This is a genomic window from Chryseobacterium sp. YR221 (assembly GCF_900176315.1).
Taxonomy (GTDB): domain Bacteria; phylum Bacteroidota; class Bacteroidia; order Flavobacteriales; family Weeksellaceae; genus Chryseobacterium; species Chryseobacterium rhizosphaerae.
This window is the reverse complement of sequence record NZ_FWXM01000002.1, coordinates 748,731-763,543: the sequence shown is the minus strand read 5'-3', so window position 1 is coordinate 763,543 and position 14,813 is coordinate 748,731. Positions and strand designations below refer to the sequence as shown.

Sequence of the window (14,813 nt, the reverse complement as noted above, 5' to 3'; positions counted from 1 at the left end):
TTTTTAATAAAAGAACTCGTTAGAATTTTCTAACGAGTTCTTTTTTATTCTATACTAAAGACGATTTTTTCCGTCTGTTCTTTTAAATCTTCAAGATTGGTATTGTTATAGATTACACAATCTGCTATTTTGATTTTATCTTTTTCAGGCATTTGCTTTTCCATAATTGTTTCTACCTCACGGTAGGTTTTATGGTCTCTGTCCATGACCCTCTTAATTCTGATATTATCTTCTGCAGTGACCAGAAGGGATTTATAACACTGTCTGTTTAATTTTAACTCAAACAACAATGCCGTTTCTTTAAAAACTAAATATTTGGTCTGTTTTCGTATCCAATTCTCAAAATCAATACGTACAGCAGGATGAATAATTTCATTTAATTTTTGAAGCAGATCTTTATTATTAAAAACCTTATCTGCTACAAATTTCCTGTCATATAAACCCTCTTTATCATATGACTGATCCCCGAGGAGTTCTTTGATCCGGATCTGTAAATCCTTATCGTCATTGACAATTGTTTTAGCCCGGTCATCAGAATAGTAAACCGGAAAGCCCAATTCCTCAATAAAACGGGCAACTGTTGTCTTTCCCGAGCCTATGCCTCCCGTTAATCCAATGATCTTGGGTGATGGTTCCGGTTCGGTCTGTTGTGTCTCTGAATGTAATTCTTCCATAATTAAAAATTAATATCCAAAAACATCATTAAAGGTGAATGTTTCATCAAGTCTTACTCCTTTTTCCGTCATCTTAAGGCTTGCCAGCTCATTATGGGCATCGTGTTCAAAAAACAATAGATATTCGTTATCTACACATTGTTTCAGGAATTTTCCTTTTTCTTCTAAAGTTAAAAGAGGTCTTGTATCATATCCCATTACATAGACCTGATTCACATGTCCGGCAGTAGGAATAAGATCCGCTGCAAAAACAACTGTTTTTTCCTGATATTGGATCACCGGAAGCATTTGCTTTTCCGTATGTCCATCCACAAAGATGACATCCATTTTTAAGTCCGGAGCAAAACCGTAATTTCCGGTAGTAGGAAGGGGAAGAAAATTCAATTGCCCACTTTCCTGTATCGGAATAATATTTTCCTTCAGGAAACTTGCCTTTTCTCTTGCATTAGGCTCTGTTGCCCATTTCCAGTGATTTTCATTAGTCCAGAATTGCGCATTTTTAAAAGCAGGTCTGTATCCCGTTCTGTCATCATTCCATTCTATGGCTCCACCACAGTGGTCAAAATGAAGATGAGTAAGGAATACATCTGTGATATCTTCCTTTACAAAACCATATTTTTTTAAGTTTTTATCCAGGTTATCATCTCCCCAAAGAGAATAATGCCCAAAGAATTTATCATCCTGCTTATTACCCAGACCACAGTCTACCAGGATTAATTTTTTACCGTCTTCAATAAGAAGAGAACGGGTTCCGAGTTCAATTAGATTTTTTTCGTCTGCTGGGTTTGTTTTTTCCCACAGACTCTTTGGGACGACTCCAAACATGGCACCGCCATCCAGTTTAAATTTTCCACATTGTATTGGATATAACTTCATATATATTTTGATTATTTTTTTATTAATTTCATTTTCCCAGCAATTTTTCTGGCATTATCATCTGATGTTTCAAGTTGAGAAATAATATTGTTAAAATCACTTTCTTTTCTGTTTTGAGAAAGCTTTTGTTTAATGAATATCTCTGTAGGGATGATCTTAATACCAAAAGCTCCTTTCATTTCTTTTTCTACAAACTCTTTTCCCATATCTTTCACCATCATCGGGCATTGCTGAAATTTTTCATATTTGGATGTTAATTTATCTAAATGAGCATAAAGTTCATCATGATCCATCAATTCTACTTTTCCGCGGATCTGTACCGCTTCATAATTCCATGTAGAAACATTGACGTGATCATACCAGCTGCTTGATATATAAGCATGCGCACCCAAGAAATCACACAACACTTCATCCCCGTTTTTCAAGATTTTTGCCTGAGGATTAGCTCGGGAAATATGAGTTTCAATATAAGAATTTTCCGGATTATCCTCATTAAGCATCATCATAGAATGAGTAGCGCGAATTTTATCAACAGAAGAAATTAATAAAGCAAAAGAATTTTCACTGATAATTGCTTTCATTACATTGAAATCTTCACTTCTGTATAATTTAGGTATAAACATAAATCCGTAATACTTTTTCTGTTATTAAATCTAAAAAAGCTCTCCCGGGCCTTTGGGTCTTGATATATTCAAATGGATATAAGCCTTTTCTGTAACTTCCCTTCCTCTTGGGGTTCTGATAATAAAGCCTTCCTGAATTAAAAAAGGTTCGTATACTTCTTCCAATGTTTCCGGGTTTTCTCCAATCGATGTTGCCAGAGCGGAAATCCCAACAGGCTTTCCTCTGAAGTTTTCTATCATGACACGCATGATCTTATTATCCATTTCATCCAGGCCAAACTCATCTACATTGAGAGAGTTGAGTGCATATTTTGTAATATTAATTTCAACTTCCCCATTACCTTTGATCTCTGCAAAATCACGAACCCTTCTTAGGAGTGCATTCGCAATTCTGGGAGTTCCACGGCTTCTTCTGGCGACCTCTATAGCGGCATCTTCATAGATTTTTACCCCTAAAACCCTGGCACTTCTCTGGATAATCATAGATAAAAGCTCAATAGAATAATATTCCAGTCTGCTTTGAATTCCAAATCTTGCCAGCATCGGCTTGGTAAGCATACCACTTCTGGTTGTTGCTCCCACTAGTGTAAAAGGGTTCAGTCCAATTTGAACACTTCTTGCATTAGGCCCTGTTTCCAGCATAATGTCAATTTTGTAATCTTCCATTGCTGAATACAGATATTCCTCCACAACAGGAGAAAGACGATGGATCTCGTCAATGAAAAGAACATCATTTTCTTCCAGATTAGTCAGTAAGCCTGCCAAACTGCCGGGCTTATCCAAAACGGGACCTGAGGTAATCTTACAGTTTACCCCGAGTTCATTAGCAATAATATTGGCCAATGTTGTTTTTCCCAGACCCGGAGGGCCATGTAAAAGGACATGATCAAGTGCTCCGCCCCGTCTTTTGGCTGCGGAAACAAAAACTTCAAGATTTTCCAGCGTTTTCCTCTGTCCTGCAAAATCTTTAAAGCTCTGGGGACGCATCTGTTCTTCCTGCATCAGCTCCTCGCGTGAGTAGTTTTCCTTATCTGGATGTAAAAAATCTGGCATTAATTCATTTCATTTACTTCAAAGATAGGAATTTTAGACTAAGGTTGAAGCTTAGATTAATAAAACGTTGAATTGAGAATAAGGTTTATGCTAAGATTAAGAGCAGGATGTAGAATGAGTAGAGCTAAGGCCCATAAATTGAGATTTTTTAAGTATTTTTGAGAGAGAAAAATATTGATAATTGATAGCATATTTTTCAGAAAATGATTGTTTAGAGAGATAAAAGTTGATGACTCCCACTAATTACAAATTCAATTTGAAGAGAGGAGATCAGCCTTAGTTTAAATCTTAGCCTTAATCTAAAAAAAATGAAATTAATAGGACCATTTAAGCAGATAGTAACACTTGCTAACTTACCATTAAGAGGAAAACTTTCCGATGAACAGCTGGAAATTATTGCTGATGGAGGAATTCTGGTAGATAACAATAGCATTCAGAAAGTAGGGAATTTTGAAGATCTTAAGATCGGAAATCCTGATATAGAAATTGAGAAGATAGAAGGAGAACAGGTTGTTCTTCCTGCATTGGTAGATTCTCATACCCATATTTGTTTCGGGGGAAACCGTGCCAATGATTTTGCAATGCGTAATGCCGGAAAAACATATCTGGAAATTGCTGAAAGTGGTGGCGGAATCTGGAGCTCTGTACAACATACAAGAAATGCTTCAGAAGAAGAATTGCTCACTACCTTACTGGAAAGGATTAATTTTCTGATTGATCTCGGAATTACTACCATTGAGGTAAAGAGCGGGTATGGACTAGATGTGGAAAATGAGCTGAAAATGCTTCGTATCATTAAAAGAGCCCAGGAATCTACCCCGGCTACTTTAGTTCCCACCTGTCTTTCTGCGCATTTGAAACCAAGAGATTTTGAAGGCAGCAATCCCGAATATCTGGAATATATTCTCACTGAAATTTTACCCAAAGTAAAAGAAGAAGGTTTGGCGCGCCGTGTTGATATCTTTATTGAGAAATCTGCGTTCCAGCCGGAAGAAAGTAAAGCTTTTTTGCTTAAAACTAAATCTTTAGGTTTTGAAATTACGGTTCATGCAGACCAGTTTACCCCTGGAAGTTCGAGAATTGCTGTAGAAGTAGGTGCGAAATCTGCAGACCATTTAGAAGCTACTGTTGATGAAGATATAGCCTTTTTAGCACAATCTGATACTGTAGCAACGGCCCTTCCGGGAGCCAGCTTAGGTTTGGGGGAGAAGTTTACTCCAGCCAGGAAGTTATTAGATGCAGGCGCTATTGTTGCCATCGCCAGTGACTGGAATCCGGGATCAGCTCCAATGGGGAATTTAATTACCCAGGCTTCCATATTAGCTACTTTTCAAAAACTGACAACAGCTGAGGTATGGGCGGGAATGACGTTCCGTGCGGCATTTGCACTTAATCTGGAAGATCGTGGAACCCTGGAAGTAGGTAAAAAAGCTGATTTTGTTACTTTTAAGACTCATAATTTCCAGAATGTACTTTATAATCAGGGAAGTTTGAAAGCTGAACACGTGTATATTAATGGAAATCTGATAGGGTAAGTAAAAGGCTATTCAGGATATGGAGGAAAAAGAATTTAAGGAAAGGCTTGAGTACAACGATTTTTGGGACTGGTTTTTAACGATGGAAAAGAAATTCTTTGAAGTTGTAAAAGAAGGCGAACAGGAAGCTATTGAAAAAGACTTTTTTTATATCATTTCTTCTAAACTTAATCAAGTCAATGAGGGGTATTATTTCCTTACCGGAATGTTTGATGAGGATACAGCAGAATTGATTATTACCGTAGAAGGAGAAGTGAAAAATATCGTCTTCGCTGAAGAACTTATTGAAGCTGCTCCCAAGCTTAACCATTGGATATTTACAGCTTTAAAACCAGCAATAGATATACAAAATGTAAATATAGAGCTGGGAGATCATAAATTCTCAAAAGATACTGTTTCTTTTTATGCCAACGAACAGGAAGAATATCCGGATGAGATTGATCTCGTGTTTGTGTATCAGGGGACTGCTGAAAATAAAAAGGCAGTTACTACAGGAGTTTGTGTTCTTTTAGATAATTTTTTGGGAGAATTAAACTTTGCAACGCAAATCGACACCTTTACGGTTATAGGAATAGATCAGGCGGAGAAAGAGCTTGTCCCTATTGAAAAGCTGAAGGACTTTCTGGATTGGAGAGAAAGGGAGTTTATCGAGAAGTACAAAAGTATAGAGAGGGATGATAAAGAAGAAAAATTTTCTATTCTCAGGGCGTATCTGGAAAATAGCAGACCCCTTATCGCCTGTATGAATCTCTCTTTATTACAATATGATGCCAAGGCTTCTTATCCATGGGTTTCAGTACTTAAAATCCACTATAATGGAGATGATAATGATGGACTCCCTGAAAAAGAAGATTTTGAAAAATTAAACGATATTGAAAATAAAGCTATTGAAGAACTGAAAAAAGGGGGCTATTTATATATAGGAAGGGAAAGTGCGGACAATATAAAGGAAAGTTTTTTTGTGGGTAAAGACTTTAGACAGGCTTCTAAAGTTTTTAAAACAATCATACAGGATAATCCCGGATATAAAATATCATTTGGAATCTTCAAAGATAAATACTGGCAATATTTTAAAGATTATGAAAATGCCCATTAACGGCAAATGATACAATAAAAAAAGTAGTTTTATATATAAACAATATTGGTTAGCTTTACTGAATATAACTATGTAAATACAATTGAATTTTTAAAGAATTATGGTTCAAAATATTTGGCAGGGTAGATGGGATGGAGAAGAGCTTCTTTTCCACAGAATATTTCAAAGAGTAAAAGAAGAGCAGAATTACGATAGCATTTCACCTAATGATTTCGTTCTGCATGGTTTCGCAGTAGACGAAGGAGTAAGAAGAAATAAAGGCAGGCAGGGTGCTAAAGATGCCCCGGATGTGATCAGGAAAAACATGTCTAATTTTCCGGTAGTACTTCCTAACTTTTCCATGTTGGATTTCGGGAATATTACCTGCGAAGACGGTCATTTGGAAAATGCACAGAATAGTCTTGCCAAGAATGTTTCTAAAGTTCTTTTAAAGGGCGGAAAATCTTTAGTGCTCAGCGGAGGTCATGAAGTGACCTACGCTCATTATCTGGGGCTAAAAACAGCTTTTCCGGAGCAGAAAATAGGAATCATCAATATAGATGCCCATTTTGATAACAGACAGCCCGAAAAAGAGGTAGGTCCAAGTTCCGGAACGGGGTTTTGGCAGATTGCACAGGAAGGACCAATCAATTCCCTTCATATCGGAATCCAGAGGAATTCAAATACCCTAAAACTTTTTGATACCGCCCATCAGTATGGGATGAAATATATTCTTGCTGACGAACTTTTTTTTGAAAACCTTCCTTCTATCTATCAGCGTATTGATGAGCTGTTAGACAATGTTGATTTCGCTTATCTTACCATTTGTATGGATGTTTTTAATGCTTCTATCGCTCCCGGAGTTTCAGCTTCAGCATATAATGGTATCTTTGCAGATGCAACCTTTATGCATTTTTACAGGCATATTTTAAAAAATAACAAACTTGTTGCGCTGGATGTGGCTGAAGTGAACCCTTCTTTCGATATTCAGGATCGAACGGCGAGGCTGGCAGCATGTCTGGTAAATGAATGGCTGATGATGTAAAGATAAAGTTATATTCTTCCGATAGAGAAAATCACTATTTTATTTATCCTTAAGGAACGAAATTTGCTGATCTTTTCCGTGCTTTTACATAAAAGCGCGAATAAATTCATTAGCTGAATTTAAAACAGAAATTATATTATGGAACAATTAATTGAAAGTAAGCTTATTAAAGCAGATAAAGCTTTTTCAGTGTGGAGAAAAATGCCGTTTGAGGAAAGGCAGAAGTTAATTGCAAAAGCAGCGGAAATTTTAAAGAATAATTCAGAAAAATTTGGAAGGATCATTACTACAGAAATGAATAAACCCATTTCAGAATCCATTGCTGAGGTAGAAAAGTGTGCTTTAATGATGAATTATTATGCCGACGCTGAGGATATTTTAAAACCCGAAAAAGTTGAATCTGAATTTACTTATTCTGAAGTTCATTATGTTCCGAAAGGAGTCATTTTAGGAGTTATGCCCTGGAACTTTCCTTTTTGGCAGGTATTGAGATTTGCTGTTCCTGCAATTTTAGCTGGAAATACAGTGGTTTTGAAACATGCTTCCATTTGTTTTGGAAGTGGAAATGCAATTGAAGAAGTTCTTTTGGAAGCTGGTTTCCCCGAAGGTATTTTTCAGAATTTAGAGGTAGGACATAAAGCTGTAAAAGAAATTCTTGAGCACGATGTTGTAAAAGGGGTGAGTCTTACAGGTAGTGGAAAAGCAGGAGGAGAAGTGGCTTCAATAGCAGGATTAAATATCAAAAAATCGTTACTTGAATTAGGTGGAAGTGATGCTTTTATCATTTTTGAGGATGCGGATCTTAAAGAAGCAGCAAAAGCTGGGGTGAAATCAAGACTTCAAAACTGTGGACAAACCTGTACTGCGGCCAAAAGATTTATCATTGATGAAAAAGTTGAAGATGAATTTTTACCAATATTCATCGAAGAATATAAAAAATACGAAATTGGAGACCCTTTCAGTAAAGAAACTAAATTAGCCGGAATGGCAAGACCTGACCTGGCTGATGAGCTGGAAGCTCAGTTCAACAGAGCGCTGGAAAATGGGGCTGAAATTATCATTCCTTTAGAAAGACTTTCAGAAAATCAATTTAAACCTGGTTTAATCAGGGTTCAGGAAGGAAACCCAATTTTAAAAGAAGAGCTTTTCGGGCCTTTGGGTATGGTGATGATTGCAAAAAGTGATGAAGAGGCGTTACAGATTGCCAATGATATCCCTTTCGGACTTTCTAATTCTGTATGGACTCAAGATAAAACCCGTCAGGTGTTCTTTATTGAAAATCTTGAATCCGGAACAGTAAATATCAACAGAATGACAAGTTCTGACCCACGTTTTCCATTTGGTGGAAGCAAGGCTTCAGGATATGGAACCGAGTTATCATTACTGGCTTTAAAAGAGTTTGTGACGGCAAAGACAATTGTAGGAAATTAATATATAATGTACAATGTATAAAGTATAATGTACAAAGTATAAAGTATAAAGTATTGCTTTGTATGGATATAAAAAACCTCCCGAAAATTATTTCGGGAGGTTTTTTATATCGTTAAAAAAGAAAATTTTTCCCTTTATACAGTGGTCAATCTCAATGTATTGGTTTTTCCACCTTCATAAGATGGAGTTGCATTAATGTTGATCACAAAATCTCCGGTTTCAATATAACCGTAGTTGTGTGTCAGCATATTCACCTGAATAATTGTTTCATCAGTAGATTTCTTCATATCATAGTAATACGCATGTACTCCCCAAAGAAGGTTCAGCATTGTAATTACTCTTTTATTTCCACTGTATACAATAATCTGAGAATTCGGTCTGTGAGCAGCAAGCTGGAATGCCGTATATCCCGAGTGAGTAAGCGTAACAATAGCTGAAACATTTGTTGTTTTTGCGATTCTTACTGCAGCAAGACATACTCTGTTGGTAATGAATCTTTCATCTATACAGTTGTAGTCTTTTTCAATCGGTTCATTTTTATGTTGATAGAAATGAGTGGTTTCGATATTCTTTACGATTTTTGCCATGTTTTCTACCACCTGTACAGGGTATCTTCCTACGGAAGTTTCTCCTGAAAGCATTACGGCGTCAGCACCATCCAATACGGAGTTGGCAACGTCATTCACTTCAGCTCTTGTCGGTGTTAAGCTATTGATCATGGTCTCCATCATCTGAGTAGCAATAATAACCGGCTTGGAATAGAATCTCGCCTTTTCTACCAGGTTTTTCTGGATAGCAGGAACCTCTTCCATTGGAACTTCCACGCCCAGGTCACCACGGGCAACCATAAGACCGTCACATTCCAATAAAATTTCGTCAATATTTTTAACACCTTCCGGCTTTTCGATCTTCGCAATGATCGGTGTTTTGAATTTACCGTTAGGGTGTTTAGCGATTAATTCTTTTAAATCAATAATATCCTGTGCATGACGTACGAAAGAAAGAGCAATCCAGTCAACTTCCATATCTAGCATGAAGTTGGCGTCCTGGATATCTTTCTCAGTCAGGGCAGGAAGAGATACTTTTGTATTAGGCAGGTTCACTCCTTTTTTAGAGCTTAGAGGTCCCCCCTGTATGGTCTTAGCCTTTACTGTATCCTTTTCGTTGGTTTCAGTAACTTCCAGTACCAATTTTCCGTCATCAATAAGGATTCTTTCCCCTACTTTTACGTCTTGTGGAAACTGCTGGTAAGTCATAAATACCTTCGTAGAATCTCCTTCCATCTTTTCATTGGTGAAAGTAAGAATGTCACCAGGATTCAGGTAAGAACCTTCCTTTACAACACCTACTCTCAGTTTGGGCCCCTGAAGGTCACCCAAAATACCCACTGAATACCCGTACTCACTGTTTAGTTCCCTAATTATATCAATATTGTTTCGAACTAAGTCGTAATCTGCATGTGAAAAATTTATTCTGAAAATATCAACACCCGCTTTCATTAAATCTAACATCACCTCCTTCGATGAAGAAGCAGGTCCTAGTGTTGCGATAATTTTTGTCTTCTTTAAATACTTATTCATAATACTGGATAATTTGATAAAGTTCTTCGTCAGAACTCAATGTGTAATCTTGAATTGGAAACACAAGATTTTCAGGGAGCAAAATTACGGAAAAATCAGGAAACTGTTCCGAACTATGTAGAATATATTCCACATCTGCCTGATTATTTAATAAAAATTTAATGTTTTCTTCTTCTGTAAAGAGCTCGGTCTGAACTTTTTTTTGTTTACTTTCCGAAGATTTGTTTGAAATAAAAGTAAAACAGGTCTTCGTAGACTTGTGATAGGCCTCGAATCTCGGAAATAAATAGTCATAATAATCTCCATGAAAGACCAGGTCTTTTTTTCTGGAGAATTTAAGATCGTTTGTTTGATTTATTTTATAGAAAAACTCATGATCGGGTATATCTTTTGCTAATCTTACCAATCCTATGGCAATATCTTCAAATTCTATATCATCAAGATCATAAAGTTTTTGAATTTCCAAGTATGTTTTCTTTTTTATTTAAAATATAAAATGCTCGCTGTGCTGCCTTTTCTTCTGATTTTTTCTTCGATGTTTCTGTTGCATTGGCAATTTTTTCATCTCCCAACCAGACATGACATCTGAATACAATCGCCTTATTGGCCTGTATTTCTTCGCAGGTTTCGTACTTTATATTGACCTTCTTTTTCTGGCTCCATTCAAGCAGGAGGCCTTTATAGCTTACAATTTTATTTTCAAGTTTGTTAATCTCGGAAGGGGTAAGCAGCTTATCCAAAATAATCTTTCTGCAAATATCATAATGGAAGTCCAAATATACAGCCCCAATTAAAGCTTCAAATAAATTTCCGGAGATATTCTCGCCCAAAGCTGCAGAACTGTTCTGTTTTTGCAGAAGGCTTGTAAGCTTTAGGTTTTCTCCTAATTTATTAAGATTTTTCCGGTTGACAATCTTAGATTTCATCTGAGTCAGGTACCCTTCATTAGCCTGAGGATAGGTCTGGAACAAATGACAAGAAATAATTGTACCCAAAACAGAATCTCCCAAAAATTCAAGCCTTTCATAATTGCTGTCTTGATTTTTAGAAGAATTTTTCAAAGAGAAAGCCTCACGGTAAAAAGCAATATTTTGTACCTCCGTACCCAACACTTTTTTAAGCTCGGTACTGAGAAAATATTCTCTTTCCGTTAACTGTCTTTTTCTTTTTTTAAGAAGGAATTTAGAAAAGTATTTCTGTAACTCCATTCATTGAATTTAGATTTTCTTAAATAGAACGCAAGCGTTATGCCCACCAAATCCAAAAGTATTACTCATGGCTACTTTTACATCTTTCTTCACAGCTGTATTAAACGTAAAGTTTAGTCTGCTGTCAATATTTTCATCATCAGTAAAATGGTTGATGGTAGGAGGAACGATACCATGAATAATAGTTCCCAGTGCAGCGATAGCTTCAATAACACCTGCGGCACCCAGAAGGTGACCTGTCATTGATTTTGTAGAATTAATCTGAATGTCATAAGCATGCTCGCCTAATAACTTTGAAATTGCGTTGGATTCAGCAATATCTCCTAATGGAGTAGAGGTACCATGCATATTGATGTGGTCTACTTCATCAGCAGTTAAGCCTGCATCTTCCAAACAACTTTTCATTACCAGATAAGCACCAAGGCCTTCAGGATGAGGAGCGGTCATATGGTGTGCGTCAGCACTTAAACCTCCCCCTTGTAATTCTGCATAAATTGTAGCACCACGTTTTACCGCGTGCTCATATTCTTCAAGAATGATACATCCTGCCCCTTCTCCTAATACAAATCCATCTCTGTCTTTGTCAAAAGGTCTTGAAGCGGTAGTTGGATCATCATTTCTTGTAGAAAGTGCCATCATTGCATTAAATCCACCGACACCACTTGCTGTAACGGCTGCTTCTGAGCCTCCGCATACAATAACGTCTGCTTTTCCTAGCTGGATCAGCATTTTGGAATCAATTAGAGCATTGGCTGAAGAAGCACATGCAGATACAGTGGTATAATTAGGTCCGTGGAAGCCGTATTCTATTGAGATATGTCCCGGCGTAATATCCGCGATCATTTTAGGAATAAAGAATGGGTTGAATCTCGGAATTTCCGTGTTTGCCCATCCTAAAACTTCTGTCTCAAAAGTTTCTAAACCTCCGATTCCGGAGCCCCAAATTACACCGACTCTGTTTTTATCTACATTGTCTTCCATAATTTTGGAATGTGCTACAGCCTCTCTGGCTGCAACAAGTCCCAATTGGGTATTTCGGTCCATTTTTTTAGCCTCTTTCTTATCGAAATGCTGTAAAGGATCGAAATTTTTCACTTCGCAAGCGAACTTTGTCTTAAAGTTTGTGGCATCAAAAAGAGTAATCGGAGCGGCACCGCTCTCACCTTTCACAAGGTTTTCCCAGTATTCTTTTGCATTATTTCCAATCGGTGTTATTGCTCCAAAACCGGTTACAACTACTCTTTTTAATTCCATAAACTTTGTTTAATTTCTTTTTTGTTGAAGAATATTATTTATTTACTACTTCTTCGATGTAAGCGATAGCGTGTCCTACAGTAGTAATTTTTTCAGCCTGGTCATCAGGGATTTGAATATTAAATTCTTTTTCAAATTCCATGATTAACTCAACTGTATCTAGTGAATCAGCTCCTAAATCGTTAGTGAAGCTAGCTTCAGGAGTTACTTCTGTTTCTTCAACGTCAAGCTTATCAGCGATGATAGCTTTTACTCTTGATGCAATGTCTGACATAGTAAATTATTTTTTTAATTGTTAGATGGTGCAAATATATAAAATTCTTTACGATAAAACATTTTTTTAGTCTTTTTTGTGGACCTGTAGCCTTCATTTTGGAACTTTAGACTTTAGTGTTTTCGTTTTCAGTAGGTTATATTTTATGTTTCTATATGGGTGGGAAATCAATTCTAAAAGAGATTAAGGGTAAAGCAAGGGCCTGTATCTTTTAAATCTCTGTTTTTCTGACTCCTCATTTTATAAATAAAGTATTAGAACTAAGACATCTGGAGCTTTCTTGAATTCCAAAGTTTATTGTATTGGCATCTCTGATATTGAAAGCTAAGCTGCATGAAAAATAGAATGATCTTTGGTCGGATTCGGGATAAAATTTTTATGTAATACAGCCATTATCTTTTAAATAAAGCTCGTTTTAATTCTTTTTACCCCGGATCGAAGTTGCCGTATGAATGTTTTTAATTCAATATACCATTCATTTCTGTTAAAATCACAGGTTTTCCGTCGGTAATCAGAATGGTGTGTTCATGCTGAGCCATATGTCCTCCCTTATTACCTACCATAGTCCATCCGTCCTGAAGCTCTACTGCAATAGTTGAAGAGGTGGAAATAAAAGTTTCAATGGCTACTACAGAATTTTTTTTGAACCGCCTGGAATCGAAACGATTTCTATAATTCAGTAATTCATCCGGTTCTTCATGAAGGCTTCTCCCTACGCCATGACCTCCAAGATTTTTAATGACTTTAAAACCTCTTTTTTTAGCTTCTGTTTCCATAAGCTGTCCGATGTCTGCTATTTTTACTCCTCCTTTTATATTGCTGATTGCTTTTTCCAATATGTATTTAGAGGCATCTACTAAGTTTTGATGTTGGTTGATGTCTTTTCCAACAATAAAAGAACCTCCGTTGTCTGCCCAGAAACCGTTAAGCTCTGCGGAAACATCAATATTGATTAAGTCTCCTTCCTGTAAAATCCGTTGTTCTGTAGGGATGCCATGGCAAAATTCATTATTTACACTTATGCATGTCCAGCCTGGAAATCCATAGGTAAGATAAGGAGCAGAATTGGCACCGAACCCTGCAAGTATCTTGGCACCATATTCGTCAAGGTCTTTGGTCGTCATGCCAGGTTGTGCATAATGAATCATCTCCTTCAAAGTATATGCAACTGCTTCACTTACTTTCTGCATTCCGGTTAATTCATATTCATTTGTTATTGACATTTTCTTTTTTTTTCTTAAATGTAAGTATTATATCTTTATTTTACTGATATATATAGGTATACATTCATTAAAATATAAATTTATTTGTCTTTGATAAAGAAAAACAGGTAAATTTAGACTAGCTAAAACCATTACAATTTAATTCCATGAATTCAATTATTTTAAACAAACGAATATCAATACTGATGAGCTTCCTGCTTGTTATATTGACTAGCTGCACCTCTATTAAGCTTATCAGTGATTATGACGAACTCACAGACAAGAAGATTGTAGCGCTGCAGGAAAAAGTGACCGGATTTGTCGTTAAAATCCGGGATGAAATTGGTACTGATAAGGCTAAGTATGTTAACTATAAACCCTTTTATCAGGAGGTTAAAGTGGATCTGGAGACCCTTAAAATCCGGACTAATGCCATCGATAATAATAAAATAGTACAGGATCAGGTTTCTACATTGGCCACATACATAGACAATTTAGAGAAGGTCCATAAGCTTGGTTTTAATGATGTTTCCGAGGTGGATCTTATCAACAGCCAGTGTAATACTATTTTTACAGCCCTTACTAAATTACAGCTTGGCCTGAAAAGAGGTGAAAAAAAATAACCATAAAAACGAATTAAAATGGCAGATATAGACTATAGTCAATTATTGAAAGATATGCTGGCGGCAATGAAACAATCATTCACCAATGACTGGAATGATGCTCAGCCTTACGCAAAAGCAGAATTAAACTCTTTCGTAGACAATATCAAGTTAATTAATAAGCTAAAATCTGATGGGAAAATCACTGAAGAGAAAGCGAAATTGTATCTTGAAATGCAAAAGGGTTCCATGAGAATTGTTCTCTTAACCATAGATGGGTTGACGATATTAGCAGTTGAAAATGCAATTAATGCAGCGCTGGATGTCGTAAGAAATACGGTAAATACAGCAATAGGCTGGACTATTTTATAAACAAAGATT

At 36.5% G+C, this 14,813-nt stretch carries 16 protein-coding genes; 6 read left to right on the top strand and 10 right to left on the bottom strand.

Features of this window, described 5'->3' with window-relative positions; translation table 11 throughout:
* Positions 1–44: 44 nt before the first annotated feature.
* Genes coaE through ruvB form a run of 4 tightly spaced genes read right to left on the bottom strand, consistent with a single transcriptional unit; the run spans position 45 to position 3,226 of the window.
* Complete coding sequence (gene coaE / locus B8967_RS08485) at positions 45–674, bottom strand: dephospho-CoA kinase (protein WP_084085704.1); 630 nt, start codon at positions 672–674, stop codon at positions 45–47.
* A gap of 9 nt (positions 675–683) precedes the next feature.
* Positions 684–1,550 carry an MBL fold metallo-hydrolase gene (locus tag B8967_RS08480; RefSeq protein WP_084085702.1) on the bottom strand — a complete coding sequence of 289 codons (867 nt, stop codon included), beginning with the start codon at positions 1,548–1,550 and terminating at the stop codon, positions 684–686.
* Between the two features lie 11 nt (positions 1,551–1,561).
* Positions 1,562–2,173: an FMN-binding negative transcriptional regulator gene (locus B8967_RS08475; protein WP_084085700.1), complete on the bottom strand. Its 612-nt coding sequence runs from the start codon at positions 2,171–2,173 to the stop codon at positions 1,562–1,564.
* 30 nt (positions 2,174–2,203) lie between these two features.
* On the bottom strand, positions 2,204–3,226 hold the full coding sequence (ruvB, locus tag B8967_RS08470) for a Holliday junction branch migration DNA helicase RuvB (RefSeq protein WP_047488973.1): 1,023 nt from the start codon (positions 3,224–3,226) through the stop codon (positions 2,204–2,206).
* 308 nt (positions 3,227–3,534) lie between these two features.
* Between ruvB and hutI the strand changes: the two genes are divergently transcribed.
* The 4 genes from hutI (at position 3,535) to B8967_RS08450 (ending at position 8,312) form a co-directional block, all read left to right on the top strand.
* Positions 3,535–4,761, top strand: a complete 1,227-nt coding sequence (hutI, locus tag B8967_RS08465) for an imidazolonepropionase (protein ID WP_084085698.1) — start codon at positions 3,535–3,537, stop codon at positions 4,759–4,761.
* A 19-nt stretch (positions 4,762–4,780) separates the two neighbouring features.
* Positions 4,781–5,857 carry a DUF695 domain-containing protein gene (locus B8967_RS08460; RefSeq protein ID WP_084085696.1) on the top strand — a complete coding sequence of 359 codons (1,077 nt, stop codon included), beginning with the start codon at positions 4,781–4,783 and terminating at the stop codon, positions 5,855–5,857.
* Between the two features lie 100 nt (positions 5,858–5,957).
* Entirely contained in the window at positions 5,958–6,881 is a 924-nt protein-coding gene (gene hutG / locus B8967_RS08455; RefSeq protein WP_084085694.1) for a formimidoylglutamase, read from the top strand.
* 138 nt (positions 6,882–7,019) lie between these two features.
* Entirely contained in the window at positions 7,020–8,312 is a 1,293-nt protein-coding gene (locus tag B8967_RS08450; protein ID WP_084085692.1) for an aldehyde dehydrogenase family protein, read from the top strand.
* Positions 8,313–8,446: 134 nt separating this feature from the next.
* Here B8967_RS08450 and pyk read toward each other — a convergent pair whose 3' ends face one another.
* The 6 genes from pyk to map all read right to left on the bottom strand — a co-directional run bounded on the left by pyk (position 8,447) and on the right by map (position 13,851).
* Positions 8,447–9,892: a pyruvate kinase gene (pyk, locus tag B8967_RS08445; RefSeq protein ID WP_047493496.1), complete on the bottom strand. Its 1,446-nt coding sequence runs from the start codon at positions 9,890–9,892 to the stop codon at positions 8,447–8,449.
* Positions 9,885–10,358 carry an IPExxxVDY family protein gene (locus B8967_RS08440; RefSeq protein ID WP_047493500.1) on the bottom strand — a complete coding sequence of 158 codons (474 nt, stop codon included), beginning with the start codon at positions 10,356–10,358 and terminating at the stop codon, positions 9,885–9,887. Before B8967_RS08440 ends, pyk begins: the two co-directional genes overlap by 8 nt.
* Positions 10,336–11,100: a ribonuclease III gene (gene rnc, locus B8967_RS08435; RefSeq protein WP_047493503.1), complete on the bottom strand. Its 765-nt coding sequence runs from the start codon at positions 11,098–11,100 to the stop codon at positions 10,336–10,338. The genes B8967_RS08440 and rnc overlap by 23 nt, the downstream gene beginning before the upstream one ends.
* A 9-nt stretch (positions 11,101–11,109) precedes the next feature.
* Positions 11,110–12,354 carry a beta-ketoacyl-ACP synthase II gene (fabF, locus tag B8967_RS08430; RefSeq protein WP_047493506.1) on the bottom strand — a complete coding sequence of 415 codons (1,245 nt, stop codon included), beginning with the start codon at positions 12,352–12,354 and terminating at the stop codon, positions 11,110–11,112.
* Positions 12,355–12,388: 34 nt separating this feature from the next.
* Positions 12,389–12,628 carry an acyl carrier protein gene (locus B8967_RS08425; RefSeq protein ID WP_002976354.1) on the bottom strand — a complete coding sequence of 80 codons (240 nt, stop codon included), beginning with the start codon at positions 12,626–12,628 and terminating at the stop codon, positions 12,389–12,391.
* A 458-nt stretch (positions 12,629–13,086) separates the two neighbouring features.
* The gene (gene map / locus B8967_RS08420; protein ID WP_084085690.1) at positions 13,087–13,851 is read right to left on the bottom strand and encodes a type I methionyl aminopeptidase; all 765 of its coding nucleotides are present in this window, start codon (positions 13,849–13,851) and stop codon (positions 13,087–13,089) included.
* Positions 13,852–13,997: 146 nt separating this feature from the next.
* Between map and B8967_RS08415 the strand changes: the two genes are divergently transcribed.
* Together B8967_RS08415 and B8967_RS08410 are read left to right on the top strand one after the other, a co-directional pair.
* On the top strand, positions 13,998–14,453 hold the full coding sequence (locus tag B8967_RS08415; RefSeq protein WP_123863264.1) for a hypothetical protein: 456 nt from the start codon (positions 13,998–14,000) through the stop codon (positions 14,451–14,453).
* An 18-nt stretch (positions 14,454–14,471) separates the two neighbouring features.
* Positions 14,472–14,804 carry a hypothetical protein gene (locus tag B8967_RS08410; protein ID WP_047493515.1) on the top strand — a complete coding sequence of 111 codons (333 nt, stop codon included), beginning with the start codon at positions 14,472–14,474 and terminating at the stop codon, positions 14,802–14,804.
* Positions 14,805–14,813: the final 9 nt, after the last annotated feature.

What these genes read in the sequence shown, in the direction of transcription:
- coaE (WP_084085704.1), bottom strand. Translation starts at nt 674, where the DNA reads ATGGAAGAATTACATTCAGAGACACAACAGACCGAACCGGAACCATCA.
- B8967_RS08480 (WP_084085702.1), bottom strand. Translation starts at nt 1,550, where the DNA reads ATGAAGTTATATCCAATACAATGTGGAAAATTTAAACTGGATGGCGGT.
- B8967_RS08475 (WP_084085700.1), bottom strand. Translation starts at nt 2,173, where the DNA reads ATGTTTATACCTAAATTATACAGAAGTGAAGATTTCAATGTAATGAAA.
- ruvB (WP_047488973.1), bottom strand. Translation starts at nt 3,226, where the DNA reads ATGCCAGATTTTTTACATCCAGATAAGGAAAACTACTCACGCGAGGAG.
- hutI (WP_084085698.1), top strand. Translation starts at nt 3,535, where the DNA reads ATGAAATTAATAGGACCATTTAAGCAGATAGTAACACTTGCTAACTTA.
- B8967_RS08460 (WP_084085696.1), top strand. Translation starts at nt 4,781, where the DNA reads ATGGAGGAAAAAGAATTTAAGGAAAGGCTTGAGTACAACGATTTTTGG.
- hutG (WP_084085694.1), top strand. Translation starts at nt 5,958, where the DNA reads ATGGTTCAAAATATTTGGCAGGGTAGATGGGATGGAGAAGAGCTTCTT.
- B8967_RS08450 (WP_084085692.1), top strand. Translation starts at nt 7,020, where the DNA reads ATGGAACAATTAATTGAAAGTAAGCTTATTAAAGCAGATAAAGCTTTT.
- pyk (WP_047493496.1), bottom strand. Translation starts at nt 9,892, where the DNA reads ATGAATAAGTATTTAAAGAAGACAAAAATTATCGCAACACTAGGACCT.
- rnc (WP_047493503.1), bottom strand. Translation starts at nt 11,100, where the DNA reads ATGGAGTTACAGAAATACTTTTCTAAATTCCTTCTTAAAAAAAGAAAA.
- fabF (WP_047493506.1), bottom strand. Translation starts at nt 12,354, where the DNA reads ATGGAATTAAAAAGAGTAGTTGTAACCGGTTTTGGAGCAATAACACCG.
- B8967_RS08425 (WP_002976354.1), bottom strand. Translation starts at nt 12,628, where the DNA reads ATGTCAGACATTGCATCAAGAGTAAAAGCTATCATCGCTGATAAGCTT.
- map (WP_084085690.1), bottom strand. Translation starts at nt 13,851, where the DNA reads ATGTCAATAACAAATGAATATGAATTAACCGGAATGCAGAAAGTAAGT.
- B8967_RS08415 (WP_123863264.1), top strand. Translation starts at nt 13,998, where the DNA reads ATGAATTCAATTATTTTAAACAAACGAATATCAATACTGATGAGCTTC.
- B8967_RS08410 (WP_047493515.1), top strand. Translation starts at nt 14,472, where the DNA reads ATGGCAGATATAGACTATAGTCAATTATTGAAAGATATGCTGGCGGCA.